The following is a 16,495-nucleotide window of genomic DNA, read 5'->3' on the forward strand; positions in this document are numbered from 1 at the left end:
CGGCCCGGGGCGGGTGTGCGTCGCCCGGGGCCGGTGCGGGCGGGCCGGCCCTCAGCGGGCGTCGACCACCGGGTTGGCGAGGGTGCCGATGCCCTCGATGGTGGCCTCGACCAGGTCCCCGGGCTGGAGGAACTGCGGGGGCACCATCCCGGCGCCGACGCCCGAGGGGGAGCCGGTGGCGATCACGTCCCCGGGTTCCAGCGTGACGCCGGAGGAGATGTCGGCGATCAGCCGGGCGACGCCGAACAGCATGTGGCGGGTGTTGGAGTCCTGCCGCAGCTCGCCGTTGACCCGCAGCGAGAGGTCGAGCCGCTGCGGGTCGGGGATCTCGTCGGCGGTGACCACGACCGGGCCGAACGGTGCGTAGCTGTCCTGCCCCTTGGAGAAGAACCACTGCCCGGAGCGACGCTGGTCGCGGGCGCTGACGTCGTTCACGATGCTGTAGCCGAAGACGTGCCGCAGGGCGTCCCGCTCGGCCACCCGGAAGGCGGGTTCGCCGATCACCACGGCGAGTTCGCACTCCCAGTCCAGCTGCTTGGTGAGCGCCGCGTTGTGCAGGATGGGCTGGCCGGGGCCGGTGACGGCGGTGGCCGGCTTGCCGAACAGCACCGGGCGGTCGGGCAGTTCGCGGTCGGTGTCCAGGGTGCGGTGCGACTCGTCGACGTGCTCCAGGTAGTTGAGGCCGACGCCGACGATCTTGCCGGGGCGCAGCGGCGCGCGCAGCGAGATGCCGGAGAGCGGCCGGACGGCGGGGTGGCCGGGGCCGACCGGGGCCAGCAGGGCGCGGAGGGTGGCCAGGGCGGGCGCGCCGGCCCGGACCAGGCCGAGGAGGTCGGGCGGCAGCGCGGCGCCGGCTGAGGCGGCGAGGGCGGTCAGGTCGGCGACGTGCTCGCCGAGCCGGGCACCGGGGCGCGGGGTGTCGTCGCCGTCGGCGCAGTAGGTCAACAGGTGCATGGTCGGGTCTCCTCGGGGTTCAGCACGGGGTGACGGGCTGGTGCCCGTCGTGGTCCGGGTAGGCCTCCTCGCGGTGGAGACCGAGCGCGTGCATCACCGGGAAGTCGTTGAACGAGAACAGGCAGGCGTCCTCGCCGGGGTCGAGGTTCGCGTGCTCGTGCCAGGCCCAGGACGGGACGACGAAGACGTCGCCCTCGCGCCACTCGAAGCGCCGCCCGGCGATCACCGAGACGCCGTGCCCCTTGGCCGCGGTGTAGACGACGGAGCCGGTGTGCCGGTGGGCGCGGGTGGCCTGCCCGGGGCGCAGCAGCTGCAGGTGGGCGGCCATGGTCGGCATCACCGAGCCGCCGGTGACCGGGTTGGTGTACTCCATGACGACGCCGTCGTAGGGCGATCCCTCGGTGGCGCGGGCGAGTTGGCCCAGCGCGTGGTAGCTGGGCTCCCACGGCCAGCCGAGCAGCGGGGAGTACGGGCGGCTCCACTTCTCGACGCCGTACGGGAGCAGGTTGCCGCCGTAGCTCAGCAGCGAGGAGTTCACCACCGGCCCGGGGCGCTGGTACAGCTCGGGGTGGACCTCGTAGAAGTTCGCGTCGAGCATGTTGACCAGCGGGATGTCCAGGCCGTCCTGCCAGATCACCGGGCCGTCCGCGGACTCGTTCCCGTGCTCGTGCCAGGTGTTGTTGGGGGTGATCGCGAAGTCGCGCGGGCCGACCCTGAGCTTCTGCCCGTCCACCACCGTCCAGGCTCCGGTGCCCTCGTGGACGAAGCGCAGCGCGGCGGCCTGGTGGCGGTGCGCGGTCATCGCCTCGCCGGGGCCCATGATCTGCAGGCCGGTGTACAACAGGCCGACGGCGGCGCTGAGTTCGCGTCGGCCGGGGTTGACGAGCATGACCACCCGGCGGCCCGCGTCGTCGGCCTTGACCAGCGGCAGCGCCTTGCGGACCAGCGGGCGCAGGTCCGCGTAGCGCCAGAGCACCGGCACCGACCTGGGCTGCGGGTACCAGGGCTCGATCTCGTTCGCGACCGTCCACAGGGCGCCGGCCTCGTGCTTGGCCAACTCCTCGTAGTAGGAGACGAGTTCCGGGCTGTCGGTGACCCTGGCCCGGCCGATCCGGTCGTCGTCGTAGCCGTCGCCCGGGCTGCCCGGGCGGCCGGGGCCGTTCGGCTCCTCCGGGCCGTCCGGTCGGTCGCGGTCGGTCGTCCCACCTCGGCTGGTCATGCCTGCTCCTCCTCGGGGAGTACCAGCGGCCGCAGCGGGCGGTTGTCCACGTGCAGCCGGAAGACGTCGAAGCGGTTGTAGTGGCCGACGATGTCGTGCATCTGCTTGGGCTGGATGCACCGGGCGAGGTCGATCTCGGCGTAGACGATGCCCTCCTCGTCCACCAACGGCTCGACCACGGCCCGCCCGTCGGGGCCGAAGACGCCCGACAGCGCGCTGCGCGGCCGGGCGAGCAGCTTGCGCACCTCCTGGTCCCCGCCCGCGACGACGTCGACGATCTCGGGCGAGACGGTGGAGCAGGCGACCACGGTGAACAGCTTGCCCTCGAAGCAGTGGGCGGCGGCGCGCAGCGCGATCGCCTCCGCCATGTCGTAGTCCTCGGGGGCCACCGGCAGGGCGATGTAGCTCGCGGCGTGCACGAGTTCGCCCTGGGCCAGCAGGGTGAAGCGGGCCAGGGTGTTGGTGTTCTCCCCGCAGGCGAGGGCGCCGAGCGGGCCGACGGCCGTCCGGTGGACGCGTAGGGAGCTGCCGTCGCCGGGCGTCCAGGTCAGCTTCTCGGCCCAGGTCGGCACCAGCTTGCGGTGCACGCCGAGGAGTTCGCCGTCCGCGCCGATGATCAGCAGGGTGTTGTACAGCACGCCCAGGCTGTGCCGCCCGCGCTCGTTCACGCCGATCACCAGCACCACCCCGGCCTGCCGGGCGGCGGCGCGCAGGGTGTCCACGTACGGGCCGGGCACGTCCACGGAGGCCCGGTAGAGCCGCTCGTACCAGGGCGAGCCCTGCACGGGGTTCATCGTCCAGTTCCAGTACGGGTAGCCGGGGACGAAGACCTCGGGGAAGACCACCAGGGAGGCGCCGTGGCCGGCCGCCTCGTGGATCAGTGCGACGGCCTTGTCCACGGTGGCGGCCGGGTCCAGGTAGACGGGGGCGGCCTGGACGGCCGCGGCGGTGAAGCGGGGCAGGTCCGGCACGGCGTCTCCTCGGGTCCCCCGGGTGGTCGGTCGGTGGGGTGGTGGGGTGGGTGCGGTCGTCGGGTCGGTGTGGCTCGCCGGGTCGGTCCGGCTCCTCGGCTCGGTCCGGCTCACCGGGGTGTCGGTCCGTCGGCGTCGCCGGTCGCTCACCTCGCGGGCCCTTCGGCAGGTGCTTCGGCGGTCCCTGCGGCGGGCCGGTCGGCTGCCGGTACGCCCGGTGGCCAGCGGCGGTGCACCGGCGCCTCCGCCGGGCGCCGCAGGTGCAGCCGGGGCGCGACCCGGTCGGCGCCCGGGCCCGGCGGTCGGCGGCTGCCCGCCGACCACGGGCCGGGCCAGGGCGCGCCCGGCCCGGAGTAGCCCTGCTCGGCGGCCGCGTGCAGGGTCCAGAGCGGGTCGTACAGCTGGGCCCGGCCGACCGCGACGAGGTCCGCCCGCCCGGCCAGCAGGACGGAGTTGGCGTCGTCCGGCCCGGAGATCGCGCCGACCGCGATGGTCGGCAGGCCGGTGGCCGCGCGGACCAGCTCGGCGAACGGGGTCTGGTAGCCGCGCCCGTACGGCGGCCGCTGGTGGGCGACCACCTCGCCGGTGGAGACGTCCACCGCGTCCGCGCCGGCGTCGCCGAGTGCGCGGCAGATCGCGACCGCCTCGGCCTCGGTGGTGCCGCCCGGCGCCCAGTCGCTCGCCGAGATCCGCACCAGCAGCGGCCGCCCGGCCGGCCAGGCCGCCCGGACGGCGGCCAGCACCTCCAGGGGCAGCCGCAGCCGGTGGGCGAGCGGCCCGCCGTAGCGGTCGGTGCGGCGGTTGGTCAGCGGCGACAGGAAGCCGGACACCAGGTGGCCGTGGCCGAACTGCAGCTCCAGCACGTCGAATCCGGCCCGTGCCGCGCGCTCCGCCGAGGCCGCGAACTCCGCGGTGACGGCGGCGAGCCGGTCGGCGCCGGCCGCGCCCGGGGTGGGGGAGGCGGCGTCCCAGGGCAGCGGGGAGGCGGCGATCAGCGGCCAGCCGTCGGCGAGCGGACGGCCGATGCCGTCCGGGCCCGGCACGGCGGTGGCGGCCCGCCGGCCGGCGTGGGTCAGCTGGATGCCGAGCGGTGTGTCGCTCACCGCCCGCACGGCGTGGACGAGTTCGCGCCAGGCCGTCTCCTGCCGGTCGTTCCAGAGGCCGGGGCAGTGGTCGGTGGCGCGGCCCTCGGGGCTGACGGCGGTCATCCCGGCGAGGACGAGTCCGGCGCCGCCGAGGGCCTGCGCGGTCAGCTGGGCCCGGTCGAAGGCACTGGGCAGGGTGTCGGCGGAGGTGAAGGTCGCGAGCGGGGGCACCACGACGCGGTTGCGCAGCTCCAGCGCGCCCAGTTTCAGCGGCCGGAACATCGGCGGGGTGCCGGGCCCGCCGTCGCTCCCGCCGTTTCCGCCGGTTCCGCCGGTCCCGGTCCGGGTCGCGCCCCCGCCGGTCCCGCCCTCGCCGCCGCTCCCGAACGCGGCGTCCACCGCGTCGACGAACCCGGGGTCGCGGGAGCGCAGGTTCCCGTACGTGACCCGGCGGCTGCGGGTGAGCAGGTTGAAGGCGAACCGGTCCGGGTCCTGCCCGGTGCGCCGCTCCACCGTCTCGAACCACTCCAGGCTCGCCTGCGCGGCCCGCTGGGTGGACTCCACCACCGGCCGGCGCTCCGCCTCGTAGGCGGCCAGCGCGGCCTCCACGGTGGGCTGTTCGTGCAGGCTCGCGGCGAGCGCGAGGGCGTCCTCCAGGGCCAGTTTGGTGCCCGACCCGATCGAGAAGTGCGCGGAGTGCGCGGCGTCGCCGAGCAGGACGACGTTCCGGTGCCGCCAGCGCGCGTTGCGCACGGTGGTGAAGCGGATCCAGCGCGAGGCGTTCGGGATCAGCCGGTGGCCGTCCAGGTGCCCGGCGAACAGCTCCGCGCAGCGCCGCACGCTCGCCAGGTCGCTCTCGCCGCGGGCCGGCTCCCGTGCGGCGAGGGCGTCGAAGCCGGCCCGGTGCCAGGTGTCCTCGGCGGCCTCCACGATGAAGGTCGAGCGCCGCTCGCCGTACGGGTAGGCGTGCACCTGCAGGGGGCCGAAGTCGAACTGCTCGACGATGAAGGTGAAGGCCTCGAAGACCCGGTCGGTGGCGAGCCAGATGTAGCGGCAGTGCCGTTGGTCCAGCTCGGGGCGGAAGGCCTCGGCGTGGGCCGCCCTGGTGGCCGAGTTGATGCCGTCGGCGGCGACCACCAGGTCGTACCCGGCGGCGAGTTCGCCGACCGGCGGCGCGGGCGTGCGGTAGCGCACGTCCACCGCGAGGCGTTCGCAGCGCCGCTGCAGGATCGCGCGCAGCCGGTTGCGGTCGAGCGCCGCGAAGCCGTGCCCGCCGCAGGTGCGGACCTGGCCCGCGTAGCGCACGTCGATGTCGCTCCAGCGGGCGAACTCGGCGCCGATCGCGGCGAACACCTCCGGGTCGGCCTGCGCGATGCCGTCCAGCGTCTCGTCGGAGAAGACCACGCCGAAGCCGGACTCGTCCTCCCGGCCGTCCCGCTCGAACACCGTGATCTCGCGGTCGGGCGCCAGGTGCTTGGCCAGCGCGGCGAAGTACAGACCGCCCGGGCCGGCGCCGATCACCGCGATGCGACGGGCCCCGGCGCCCCCGGCGGGGCCGTCCGGTTCGCTGCGCCGGACCGCCGAGGTGCGGGCGCCCGGTGCGCCGGGCCCGTTCACGCCACCACCTCCGGCTGCTGCGCCCCGGACTCGGTCAGCGCCCGTCGGACCGGCTCCGGCCAAGGCGCCGCGCCCTTGGCGTGCGGCGCGGCGTGCACCACCGACATCCGGCCGGACGCGGCCAGCCCCTGCGGGCCGTGCACCTCGAAGGCGTAGTGCAGCGAGGAGCCGCCGACCCGGACCACCCGCAGCTCGGTGCGGACCAGGTCGCCGAACCAGAGCCGTTCGCGGTAGTCGGCCTCGAAGTGCACCCGGGGGATCCGGCCGAACAGCTCGGCCAGGCCCAGCCGGCGCAGCAGTGCGGCCTCGGCCGCCTCGGCCCAGCGCTGCACGGCGGAGAAGTGGTAGTGCCCGGCGGCGTCGGTGTCGGACCACTCCACCCGGCGCTCGACGGCCACGCTGGCCGGGGCGGTCGCCGCCCGCCTGCGCAGCTCGGCGCGGTGCAGCTTGCCGGTCGCGGTGCGCGGCAGCTCGGTGACGAACTCGACCGCGCGCGGGTACTTGTACGGGGCGATGGTGCGTTTGACGTGCTCCTGGAGCGCGCGCACCGTCTCCGGCCCGGCGGCGGCGCCCTCGCCGAGCACCACGTAGGCCTTGACCACCGTGCCGCGCAGGTCGTCGGGCGCCCCGACCACCGCGCAGTCGGCGACGTCGGGGTGGCCGGCGAGGGCCTGTTCCACCTCGGGGCCGGCGATGTTGTAGCCCGCGGAGACGATCATGTCGTCGTTGCGCGCCTGGTACCAGTAGTAGCCGTCCGGGTCGCGGACGTAGGTGTCACCGGTGAGGTTCCAGCCGTCCCGGACGTAGCCGCGCTGGCGTTCGTCGTCCAGGTAGCGGCAGCCGGTCGGCCCCTTGACGGCGAGCAGTCCGGGCACGCCGTCCGGCACCGGTCGGCCCTGGTCGTCGAGGACGGCGGCCCGGTAGCCCGGCACGGGGCGGCCGGTGGCGCCGGGGCGGATGTCGCCGTCGGCGGCCGAGATGAACACGTGCAGCAGCTCGGTGGCGCCGATGCCGTCGATCAGCCGCTGCCCGGTGGCCGCCAGGAAGGCCTGCCAGAGGGGGGCGGGCAGGTGCTCGCCCGCCGAGACGCAGCGCCGGACGCCGGAGAGCCGGTCGGCGAGGCCGGCGGCCAGGATCGCCCGGTAGGCGGTGGGCGCGGTGAACAGCACGCTCACCCCGTGCCGCCGGACCTGTTCGGCGAGCTGCTCGGGCGTGGCCTGCTCCAGCAGCAGGGTGGCGGCGCCGGCCCGCAGCGGGAACACCACCAGGCCGCCGAGGCCGAAGGTGAAGGCGAGCGGCGGGGTGCCGCCGAACAGGTCGTCGGGGGTGGGCCGGAGCAGGTGGCGGGAGAAGGTGTCGGCGTTGGCCAGCACGTCGCGGTGGAAGTGCAGGGTGGCCTTGGGGCGGCCGGTGGTCCCGGAGGTGAAGGCGATCAGGGCGACGTCGTCGGCGGCGGTCGGGACGGCCTCGAACCCGCCGTCGGTGGCGGCGCAGCGGGCGGTGAGGTCCTCCGGGCCGGGACCGCCGAAGGCGAGCACCCGCAGGCCGGGGGTCTCGGCGCGGGTGAGGTCGTCGAGGTAACGGTGGTCGCACAGGGCGAGGAGGGGGCGGGCGACCCGGTGGAGCTCGGTGAGCTCGGCGGCCCGCAGTAGCGGCATGGTGCTGACCACCACTCCGCCGGCCTTCAGGACACCCAGCCAACAGGCCACCAGCCAGGGGGTGTTGGGGCCGCGCAGCAGGACCCGGTTGCCGGTGGCCAGGCCGAGTTCCTCGGTCAGCAACCGGGCCACCCGGTCGGCGTGGTCGCGCAGTTCGCCGTAGGTCCACTGGCCGGTGGGGGTGAGCAGGCAGCGGCGGTCGGGGCCGAACCGGGTGATCGTCTCGTCGAGCAGCGCCCGGGCGCAGTTCAACCGGTCGGGGTAGGCCAACTCCGGTAGTTCGAAGAGGAGTTCAGGCCACTGGTCAAGGGGTGGGAGATGGTCGCGACAGAACGTGTCCACATGCGCTGAGGGGGAGAGCTCCATGGGCGGGCACCTCATCGTGCGAGCGGGAGTGAGGCCAGTATGGTGCTTCGGTGACGCCAGTCAAGAGAGCGATACATGCATTCGGGGGAGCAGGCACCGCCCGGGCGCGGGGCGGCCGGCCCGGGCGGGGTGGTCCGGCGGGGTGGTCCGGGCGGGCCGGTGCGCCGCCCGGGGGAGGCGCGGGCGGCGGGGGTGCCGGAGGTCCGCGGCGGGGCACGGCAGGGCGCGCGGGAACGGCGGCGGACGGGCCCGCACCCGGCGGCCGTGCGAGTCGGGGCGGGGGAGGGGTGCGGCAGGGGTGCGGGAGGGAGCGGCGGGGTGCGGCCGGAGGTCCGCGGCCGTCGCCGGGGCGGTCACGCCCGGCGCGCGTCCGTCAGGCGTCCGTCAGGCGCCCGTCAGGCGGGTCCGAGGGCCGCCCGGGCACGGTCGGCGAGCAGACCGGCGAACAGGGTCAGGGCGGGTGCGGCGGTGCTCCCGGGGCCCGGGTCGCGGACGTCGAGCAGGGCCGAGCCCACCCGCACCAGGACGTCCGTGCCCTGGGTGTCGTCCGTCCGGGCGGCGCTCTGGTCGCCGATCGGGGGCAGCGGGAGGACGGAGGCGCCGTCGCCGCCGATCCGGGCGAGCGCCAGGTCGAAGGCCCGCCCGGCGGTCTCCGGCGAGGCGAAGGTGACCACGGTGAACTGCGCGCTGTGCGTTCCGGAGGACGCGAAGGTCACGGTGGCGTAGGCGAGTTGCCGGTCGCAGGCGTCCGGGACGAGGCACGGCGCGTCCGCGCCCGGGCCGGCTCCCGAGGTGGGGCCGCTGCGCACCTGCCAGCCGCCGGGCATGGCGCTCAGGTCGGGCAGGACGGCGCGGACCTGGGCGGGGTCGCGCAGCGTACGCCCGGCGTGGGCCAGGTCCGGCCCGTTGGGCTGCAGCAGCGGGCGCGAGCCGAGGTTGATCCCGACGGCCACCAGCGCGGCGACCACCACCAGCGACAGGGTCACCAGCACGGGGACGGCGCCGAGCCGGGCGGCCCGCGCCGTGGACCCGGCGACCGCCGGGTCCACCCGCAGGTGCACGGTCGGCTCCTCGGGGGGCTTGCCCAGCTCGGTGGTGGCCAGGTACCGGGCGAACGCCGGGTCCGCGGCGAGCAGGTCGCCGACGGCGGCGGTGAGCCCGGAGCGCGCCCGGGCGTCCCCGGGGTTCGCCTCGATCGCGGCGACGGCCCGGGCGCCCTCCGCCGAGGCCCGCAGGCGCGTCCGCACCAGATCCGCCACCGCCCGGCCAGGGCCGCCGGCCACTCCCTCGGCGGCCCGCACCAGCCCCCCGACCACGGCCGGCAGGAGCTCCTGGCCGTCCCCCATGGCAACCCCCTAGCCGCAACGAGTCGTCGCCGCCCGGCGGCGCGCCTCGCCGCCCGCCGCCGGGGCCTTCCGTCAACGATCCCGGACGCGGGGCCGGTTCGTCCCCCGGAAGACGGAACGGAGACGCAACCGCAACCGCCCGCGGACCGTGCCGGGAGCGGAGTGGCCGGTGTGGCCGGAGGGGGTGCCGCCCCGGGCCGGCCCGCCCTCCGCGGCTCAGGCCGGTGGGGCCGCCGCGGCGGACGGCGGTGCGGCGGACGGCGGTGCGGGGGGTGTCACGGGCATCGACATGTAGACCGCGCGCCGGCCGTAGCAGGCCGGCACCGCCACCTCCCGGTGGGCGCGGTAGCCGAGCAGCCGCAGCAGGATGTCGGCGCCCCGGACGGCGACCATCGAGATCTCCTCGAAGCCCTGCGCGCGGGCCTGCTCCCGGAAGTGGCGCATGAAGCGCAGGGCGACGTCCCGGCCGCGCAGCTCCTCGTCGATCACCAGGTCGTGCACGTGCAGGTTGGCGGACGCGTACCGCTGCTCCTCGGGCCTGGTGAGGTCCGGGCAGCGCAGCGGCGGGTAGGGCAGGCTCAGCAGGTAGCCGCGGACGGCGCCGTGCAGCTCCAGCACGAAGCAGGTGCCGGGCGAGCTGCGCCCGCGCGACTCCAGGGCCTCCCGGCCCTCGGAGAGCCCGTCGGCCGCGTAGGCGGCGTGTTCGAGGGCCACCACGGTGTCCCAGTCCGCCTCGGCGAGCAGCCGGAAGCGCAGGTCCTCGCTCACCTGGCCGGCACCTCCGAGGGGGTGAGGCGTTCGGCGCGGGCGGCGTCCACCAGGGCGGACCAGGCCTCGATCAGCCGGGCGAAGTCCTCGGCGTCGGCCTGCGCCTCGTCGAGCAGCCGGGCTCGCCGGGGCGCCAGGTGGTCGGCGAACTCGGCGTACTTGCCGCCCAGGCGCCGGTATGAGCGGTCGACGACGTCCAGCCGGCGGACGTTCTCGGCGCGGTCCCAGGCGGCGCTGCGCCGCACCGAGTCGAGCACCGGGGCGATGCGCACCGCGTGCCGCTCGTCGAGCAGGTCGCCGCCGACCGCCATCATCTCGCCGTACACGGGGTGCAGGTAGAGCATCGAGAGCAGGAACTTGACGAAGCGCAGCTGGTAGGCGGTGAAGCCGGGGCCGGTGCGCCGCTCCGGGGTGTAGTGGTTGACGATGTGCCGGTTGTGGACGACGCCCGGCAGGCCGGAGTCGAGGACGACGTGCAGCAGGAAGTAGTCGCTGCCGATGGTCTCGGTGGCCGGCGGGAGCGGCAGCCGCTCGTAGACCCGGTGGTCCAGGCCGAGGTTGCACATGTCCACCCGCCAGATGTCGGGGGCGCCGAGGACGGACTCGTCGGTGCGGAACGGCTCGGTGCCGCCGCCGGTGAACGAGGCCTCGACCAGCTCGCGCTTCTCCTCCTCCGTCCACACCGGCGGCGCCCACAGGCCGACGACCTCGTGGTAGACGGCCGGGTCGAGGTCGCGGATCTCGCCGACGTCGACGGAGAGTTCGCCGATGAAGGAGGCGCCGACGAGGGAGACGGGCTTGTCCGCGTCGGCGGGGTCGAGCTCGCTGACGGTGACGTCGGCGGCGGCGTCGCCGGCCCGGCGGCCGAGCGAGAGCAGTTCGTGGTGGATCGGGAACACCTTGCGCCCGTCGAGGAGTTGGTACTCGCTGTCGGAGTCTCGACGGTGCACGGAGGTGCAGCCGAGGGCGGCGGCGACCAGGAACACCCGGTTGGTGCAGGCGCCGTAGGAGACGCCGTCGGGGAGCATCAGGTCGAGCAGCCGGTCGGGGTCGGTGGCGCCGGAGCGCCTGCTCACCCGCCGGAGGAAGTCCCGCTGCCGGTCCTCTCCGAGGTGGTGCACGACGACCCCGGGGGTGGCGGCCAGCGCGCCGACGGCGCCCGCGTTCTCCGCGAAGCCCGCGGGGCCGGCGGTGTCGAGGACCAGCAGGTGGACCTCGGCGTCGAAGTGCTCGACGGCGTGCGCCGCCTCCTCGGCGAGTGCCGCGATGGTGGCGGCGCAGGCCCGGTTGGTGGGCAGGGCGAGGCAGACTCGTCTCATGGCGGGCTTCTCCGTTGGTCGTCAGGGTCGTTGCCGCGGCGGCGGGGTGGGTGCGCCGGTGGTCGTCGCAGGCGCCGCCGGACGGCTTCCGTCCTGCTGCCCGACTCGCCCTGGCGGCAGGCGAGTTCGCGAGGCCCCCGCGCGTCGGGCGTCGGGGTGCCACCCCGGTCCGTCCGGTCTGCGGACTACCGTGGACTAGACCACTTTTGATGTCAACGATTGACAGGGCGGGTCGGGTGGAGGTGCAATGCGCGCCCTCCCGGGCGCTCCCCGCCGCCCCGGCCGGGCCCGTGCGGGCACGGCGCGGCGCGGGTCCGGCGGCGCCTCCGTGCGGGCGCCCGGTTCGCACGGGAGCGCGAATACCCGTCACCGGGTCGAACGGCCGCGCGGGCCCGGGCGGTTCACGGCCGCGGATTCGGCCATCGGGGTCAATCCGGAGCGGGGACCTGCCGATACCGGCAACGACGTCCCTACGCCGTCCGGAGGAGACCGCATGCCCGACCTGTGGCTGCCCGGTGCCGAGATCCACGACCTCGGCGACCACGCGCCGACCGACCAGCAGTACCCCCCGAAGGCCATCGCCCACATCACCTGGGACCGCAACGCCACCGCCGCGGCCCCGCAGGACTGGTGCACCTTCGAAGACCTCGTCGGCTACTTCACCGGCGCCGGCGCCGGAAACGCCCCGCACCTGGTCTGGGACCCCTTCAGCGGGCGGACGGCCCAGCTGTTCCCGGCCGACTCCCGCTCGAAGAGCCTGCTCAGCCCGCCGGAGAGCCCGACCCGCACCAACCGCGCCGGCCGGGTCGTCATCCAGATCGAGGCGGTGTTCTTCCCGTACTGCCGCTACCGGGGCGCCGTCTACCCGCGGCTGGTCGACACCCCGTGCGCCGGCTGGGACCGGCTGCACGCCTGGATCGGCTCGTGGGGCGTGCCCGACACCTGGCCGATGGGCCGGCCGACCGACTTCACCGACCACCGCGACGAGCAGGTGTGGGAGACCCGCGGGGGGTGGTACGCCCACGCGCACGTGCCGTTCAACGACCACAGCGACCCCGGCTCCTGGCCCGACCTCACGGCGGGCTCGGGATCCCCGGGCTCCCCGCCCTCGCAGCAGCACCCGGCTCCCCCGGACGAGCCGGCCCCGCCCCGCTACCAGGTCAGCATCAACGGGCTGCCCTACGGCTACGGCGCCGAGGGCTACCAGGTCACCGCCGTCGGCCGGGCGCTCGTCGCCCAGGGCTCCGGCTCCCACTACCGCTCCGGGCCCGGCCCGAACTGGACGGACGCGGACACCGAGAACTACGCGGACTACCAGCGGAGCCTCGGCTACAGCGGGCAGGCCGCGGACGGCGTCCCGGGGGAGGGCTCGCTGCGGCGGCTGCTCGGCTACCTGCCCGGGCCCCGGTCGGTGTCGCTGGCGCACGTCGTCGCGGCCGCCCGGACCGATCCCGGCGCCGAGCAGGGGCACCGCAGTTACGGGGCCGAGGCGGCGATCGTCGAGCAGGCCCTGGCGGACGAGGGGCTGCTCGAACAGCGCTGGGTGGACGGCTCGTTCGGGAGTCGGACGGTCGCCGCCTATGCCGGGTGGCAGCGGCGCTGCGGGTACGCGGACGCGGACGCGGACGGGATCCCGGGGCGGGACTCGCTGCGCCGCCTGGGATCGGCGCGGGGGTTCGGCGTGACGGACTGACGGGGTGGGCGGGGTGGCCGGGGTGGCCGGGGTGGTCCCGGGTCGCGGCTTTCCGCGACCCCGGCTTCCCGGTTCCCCGGCTTTGGGGTTCCCCGGCTTCCGGGTACGGCCGGGGGAGGTCGCCGGGTACCTCGGAGGGAGGGGTGCGGGTGCTTTCGGGCCGGGTCGGGTACTCGCTCGGGAGTAGTCGGGGTTACTTCCGGTGGCAGATGCCCGATGAGGGGCGGAGCGGAGAGTCTGGGCCCGTCCTCGCCGCACGGCGGTGATGCCGCCGCGGCCCGGCCGCGGCCCCGACCCGAAGGAGGCACCCGTGCGCCCGTCCACCGCACCGGCCGCGGAGCCGAGTCCCGCCCGCCCCGCCCGACGGCGGCCGCCCGGCGGCACGCTGCCGCCCAGGGCGCGCAAGAGCCTGGTCGTCGTACACGTCGTCGCCTCGGTGAGCTGGCTGGCCCTGATGCTCTGCCTGCTCACCCTGGCGGTGACGGCGCTGGCCACGGAGGACGCCGACCGGTTGCGGTCGGCGTACCGGGCGATGGGGATGCTCGGCGACGCGCTGATCCTCCCGCTGAGCCTGGCCACCCTGGTCAGCGGGGTGGTGCTGGGGCTCGGCACCTCCTGGGGGCTTTTCCGCTACTACTGGGTGAGCGCGAAGTTCTGGCTGACCCTCGCGGCGGCGGCCGCCTCGCTGATCGCCCTCAGCGCCCGGCTGCACGACGCCGTGCGCGTGGTGAACGCACACCCGACCGGCCCGATCTCGGCGGCGGACCTCGGGTTCGTCCGTCTCAACACGGTGATCGTCCCGTCCGTCGCGCTGGCGCTCTACCTCTTCGCGGTGGTGCTCTCCGTGTTCAAGCCCTGGGGCCGTCGGCGGCCGGGCAGTCGGCGTGGGCGCATACCCGGCGCCCGCGGGTGACGCCGGTCCGCCGGGGAATGCCGGCGCTCGGCGGCGGTGTTCTCCACGGACGTGACCAGCGCACCAGGGACCAGGGCACCCGCGACGGGCGGACCAGCGGCCGACGCGGGCGCGACGCCCGCGATCCGGCTCTCCGTGCTCGACCGGTCCCGGACGAGACAGGGCGAGGAGCCGGCGCAGGCGCTGCGGGACACGGTGGCCTTCGCCCAGGAGGCGGAGCAGCTGGGCTACCACCGGTTCTGGGTCTCCGAGCACCACGGCGTGCCCGGAGTGGCCGGGTCCGCGCCGACGGTGCTCGCCGCGGCGGTGGCGGCGGCCACCACCCGGATCCGGGTCGGCACGGGCGGAGTGATGCTGCCCAACCACCGGCCGATGGTGGTGGCCGAACAGTTCGGCGTGCTGGCCTCGCTCTTCCCGGGCCGGATCGACATGGGCCTCGGCCGGTCGGTCGGGTTCACCGACGGAGTGCGCCGGGCCCTGGGCCGGGAGAAGGACGCAGCGGACGACTTCGGGGCCCAACTGGTCGAGCTGCTCGGCTACTTCGACGGCTCGCAGCAGGTGCACCGCGGCGTCCACGCCCGGCCGGCCGAGGGCCTACGGGTGCCGGCCTTCGTCCTGGCCACCGGCGCCGGCGCCGACCTGGCCGCCGACGCCGGGCTGCCGCTGGTCGTCGCCGCCACGCGAGGGGAGGAGCGGATGCCCGCGGCGATCGACCGGTACCGCGCCGGGTTCCGTCCCTCGGCGCAGGCGGCGCAGCCCTACGTGGTGATCGCGGGCACGGTCGCCGTCGCCGGGACGGCGGAGAGCGCGCGGGAGCTGCTGATCCCGGAGGCCTGGGCCGGTGCGTACTCCCGCACCCACGGCGAGTTCCCGCCGCTGGCCCCGGCCGCCGAGATCGCGGCCCTGTCGATGGGAGCGCGCGAGCGCGCCGCCTACGAGCAGTCGCTGAAGGGGCACATCGCGGGCACCCCGGAGCAGGCCGCCGCCGAACTCGCCGCCCTGATGGCGCGCAGCGGCGCGGACGAGTTCCTGGTGACCACCAGTACCTACGACCGCGCCGCACTGCTCGACTCCTACCGGCTGCTCGCCCGGGCGGTCGGCCAGCCGGTCGGGCAGGGTGTCGGCCAGCCGGTCGGCCAGTCGGCCGCGCAGGGCGTCGCTACCCGGGCCGCCGGTCGGGAGGCGGCGGGGCCGGAGGACGTCGACCGGACGGTCGCTCAGGCGGTCGGTCGGGCCTGACTGCTCCGGGCCGCTCCGGGACGCACCGCCGACCCCCTCCGCCGCTCCTCCGCCCGCATGTCCAGCTCGCTTCAGGCCGCCCCGCCCGGTTTCTGAGCAGGGCCGATGACCTGCTAGTGTTCTTCCCGTCGAGAGGAAACGATCTCTCGAGCAGGCGTCAGCGGTGCTACCAGAGCACGTCCTACTTTCAGTAGGGAGAGTCCGTGCAACCCGGGCCTGGCGCTCCACCCGAAGGGGCCCGTTCCGTCCAACGGAACGGGCCCCTTCGTCATGTCCGGGGGCCGGCGGGGCCCGTCCGTGGTGAGCCCGTCCGTCCGGAGCCCGCCTACCCGGGGCCCGCCTACCCGGGGCCGGTCCGGCGGATCCCGATCGCCAGGCTGCGGGTCCCGACCGTCTGAGCCCGGTTCCCGGTGGCCCGGGTCCGGCGGGCCGGTCTCCCGCGGGGTCGGTTCGCCGCCCGTTCGTCCTTCACCCGACGTCCGATCGCCGCCCGTTCGGCGCCCGTTCGGCGCCCGTTCGCGGCCCGTTCGCGGTGCCGGTCTCGGCCGGGCCCCTTTATCGCATTTCGGTGGCCGAAACCCTGTTGCTCAGCCGGTTATCAGCCAAGGTCCCGTTCCTGGTGGCCGGTGGGCGACGGCGGGTGGCAACGTCAGGGCCAGCCGGTTCTACTGTCACGGGATGGTGACGCACCGTCATACCTTGGCTGGAAGTAACTGCCAATGATGTGAATATGCCATTGGAATGTTCGTCATATGCAATCCGGCAGTAGCCTTCCGTGTCGAACCCGCCACTGCTGGTGGCGAATCCGGCCGAGTCGCGCTGCGCCCGGCCGCCCAGACCCCCGCGAAGGAGCCGGTGTGCCGGGTATCGACGAATGCCTCGCCGGAGCGATGGCGATCACCGGAGCCCGCTCCGCGAGTCTGGTCGACTGGAGCAGCGGACTTGCGCTCGGCGGTCTCGGCGAATGCCCGGCCGGCGACCACGAGACCGCCGCCGCCGAGGCAACCGACCTGGTGCGGGCGACGGTTGAGAGTCAGACCTTCACCGGGGCGGAGGAGCGGCGGTCGCCGCTCCAGGACATCATCGTCACTGCCGGCCGCAGTTACCACCTGATCTGCTTCATCGACACCGTCTTCGACAGCCGTCTCGTCCTCCACCTCTGGCTGGACCGGGCGGAGGGCAACCTCGCGGCCGCCCGCTACCGCCTCCAGGGCCTCGCCGAGGAGCTGGTGCTCGGGTGAGCCCGACACCCACGAGGGCCGGCGGCTTCCGGTCGGCACACCGGGCGCACGTCCCCCGGCAGCGGCACGTCCCCGGGCACCAGCAGCCCGCCGGGCACGGGCACCC

General features: G+C 75.4%; 12 protein-coding genes and 1 pseudogene. 4 read left to right on the top strand and 9 right to left on the bottom strand.

From position 1 onward, the window contains the following. Positions 1 to 51: 51 nt before the first annotated feature. From AB0N04_RS20935 to AB0N04_RS20975, 9 genes and pseudogenes are all read right to left on the bottom strand, one after another. Entirely contained in the window at positions 52 to 954 is a 903-nt protein-coding gene (locus AB0N04_RS20935) for a fumarylacetoacetate hydrolase family protein (protein WP_360211414.1), read from the bottom strand. A gap of 19 nt (positions 955 to 973) precedes the next feature. Further along, positions 974 to 2,173, bottom strand: coding sequence for a cupin domain-containing protein (locus tag AB0N04_RS20940; protein WP_360211412.1), 1,200 nt, complete (start codon positions 2,171 to 2,173; stop codon positions 974 to 976). After that, positions 2,170 to 3,144 carry a carbon-nitrogen hydrolase family protein gene (locus AB0N04_RS20945; RefSeq protein WP_360211410.1) on the bottom strand — a complete coding sequence of 325 codons (975 nt, stop codon included), beginning with the start codon at positions 3,142 to 3,144 and terminating at the stop codon, positions 2,170 to 2,172. Before AB0N04_RS20945 ends, AB0N04_RS20940 begins: the two co-directional genes overlap by 4 nt. A 146-nt stretch (positions 3,145 to 3,290) precedes the next feature. Next, positions 3,291 to 5,750 carry an FAD-dependent monooxygenase gene (locus AB0N04_RS20950; protein ID WP_360211502.1) on the bottom strand — a complete coding sequence of 820 codons (2,460 nt, stop codon included), beginning with the start codon at positions 5,748 to 5,750 and terminating at the stop codon, positions 3,291 to 3,293. 92 nt (positions 5,751 to 5,842) lie between these two features. Further along, a complete protein-coding gene (locus tag AB0N04_RS20955) occupies positions 5,843 to 6,244 on the bottom strand; it encodes a thioesterase family protein (RefSeq protein ID WP_363365017.1) in 402 nt (133 codons plus the stop codon). Positions 6,245 to 6,262: 18 nt separating this feature from the next. After that, positions 6,263 to 7,870, bottom strand: a pseudogene (locus AB0N04_RS20960) (AMP-binding protein); the annotation flags it as partial. 395 nt (positions 7,871 to 8,265) lie between these two features. Then, on the bottom strand, positions 8,266 to 9,216 hold the full coding sequence (locus AB0N04_RS20965; protein ID WP_360211408.1) for a hypothetical protein: 951 nt from the start codon (positions 9,214 to 9,216) through the stop codon (positions 8,266 to 8,268). Between the two features lie 216 nt (positions 9,217 to 9,432). Next, positions 9,433 to 9,984: a GNAT family N-acetyltransferase gene (locus tag AB0N04_RS20970; protein WP_360211406.1), complete on the bottom strand. Its 552-nt coding sequence runs from the start codon at positions 9,982 to 9,984 to the stop codon at positions 9,433 to 9,435. After that, positions 9,981 to 11,303, bottom strand: coding sequence for a DUF6271 family protein (locus AB0N04_RS20975; RefSeq protein ID WP_360211404.1), 1,323 nt, complete (start codon positions 11,301 to 11,303; stop codon positions 9,981 to 9,983). The genes AB0N04_RS20970 and AB0N04_RS20975 overlap by 4 nt, the downstream gene beginning before the upstream one ends. Positions 11,304 to 11,796: 493 nt before the next feature. Between AB0N04_RS20975 and AB0N04_RS20980 the strand changes: the two genes are divergently transcribed. The 4 genes from AB0N04_RS20980 to AB0N04_RS20995 all read left to right on the top strand — a co-directional run bounded on the left by AB0N04_RS20980 (position 11,797) and on the right by AB0N04_RS20995 (position 16,389). Beyond that, positions 11,797 to 12,996, top strand: coding sequence for a peptidoglycan-binding protein (locus tag AB0N04_RS20980; RefSeq protein WP_360211402.1), 1,200 nt, complete (start codon positions 11,797 to 11,799; stop codon positions 12,994 to 12,996). A 310-nt stretch (positions 12,997 to 13,306) separates the two neighbouring features. Continuing rightward, positions 13,307 to 13,909 carry a DUF2269 domain-containing protein gene (locus AB0N04_RS20985; protein ID WP_360211400.1) on the top strand — a complete coding sequence of 201 codons (603 nt, stop codon included), beginning with the start codon at positions 13,307 to 13,309 and terminating at the stop codon, positions 13,907 to 13,909. Between the two features lie 123 nt (positions 13,910 to 14,032). Next, complete coding sequence (locus tag AB0N04_RS20990; protein WP_360211501.1) at positions 14,033 to 15,148, top strand: MsnO8 family LLM class oxidoreductase; 1,116 nt, start codon at positions 14,033 to 14,035, stop codon at positions 15,146 to 15,148. Between the two features lie 857 nt (positions 15,149 to 16,005). Continuing rightward, a complete protein-coding gene (locus AB0N04_RS20995; RefSeq protein ID WP_360211398.1) occupies positions 16,006 to 16,389 on the top strand; it encodes a hypothetical protein in 384 nt (127 codons plus the stop codon). The last annotated feature ends 106 nt before the right edge of the window (positions 16,390 to 16,495 follow it).

This window comes from Kitasatospora sp. NPDC051702, from assembly GCF_040681575.1.
Taxonomy (GTDB): domain Bacteria; phylum Actinomycetota; class Actinomycetes; order Streptomycetales; family Streptomycetaceae; genus Kitasatospora.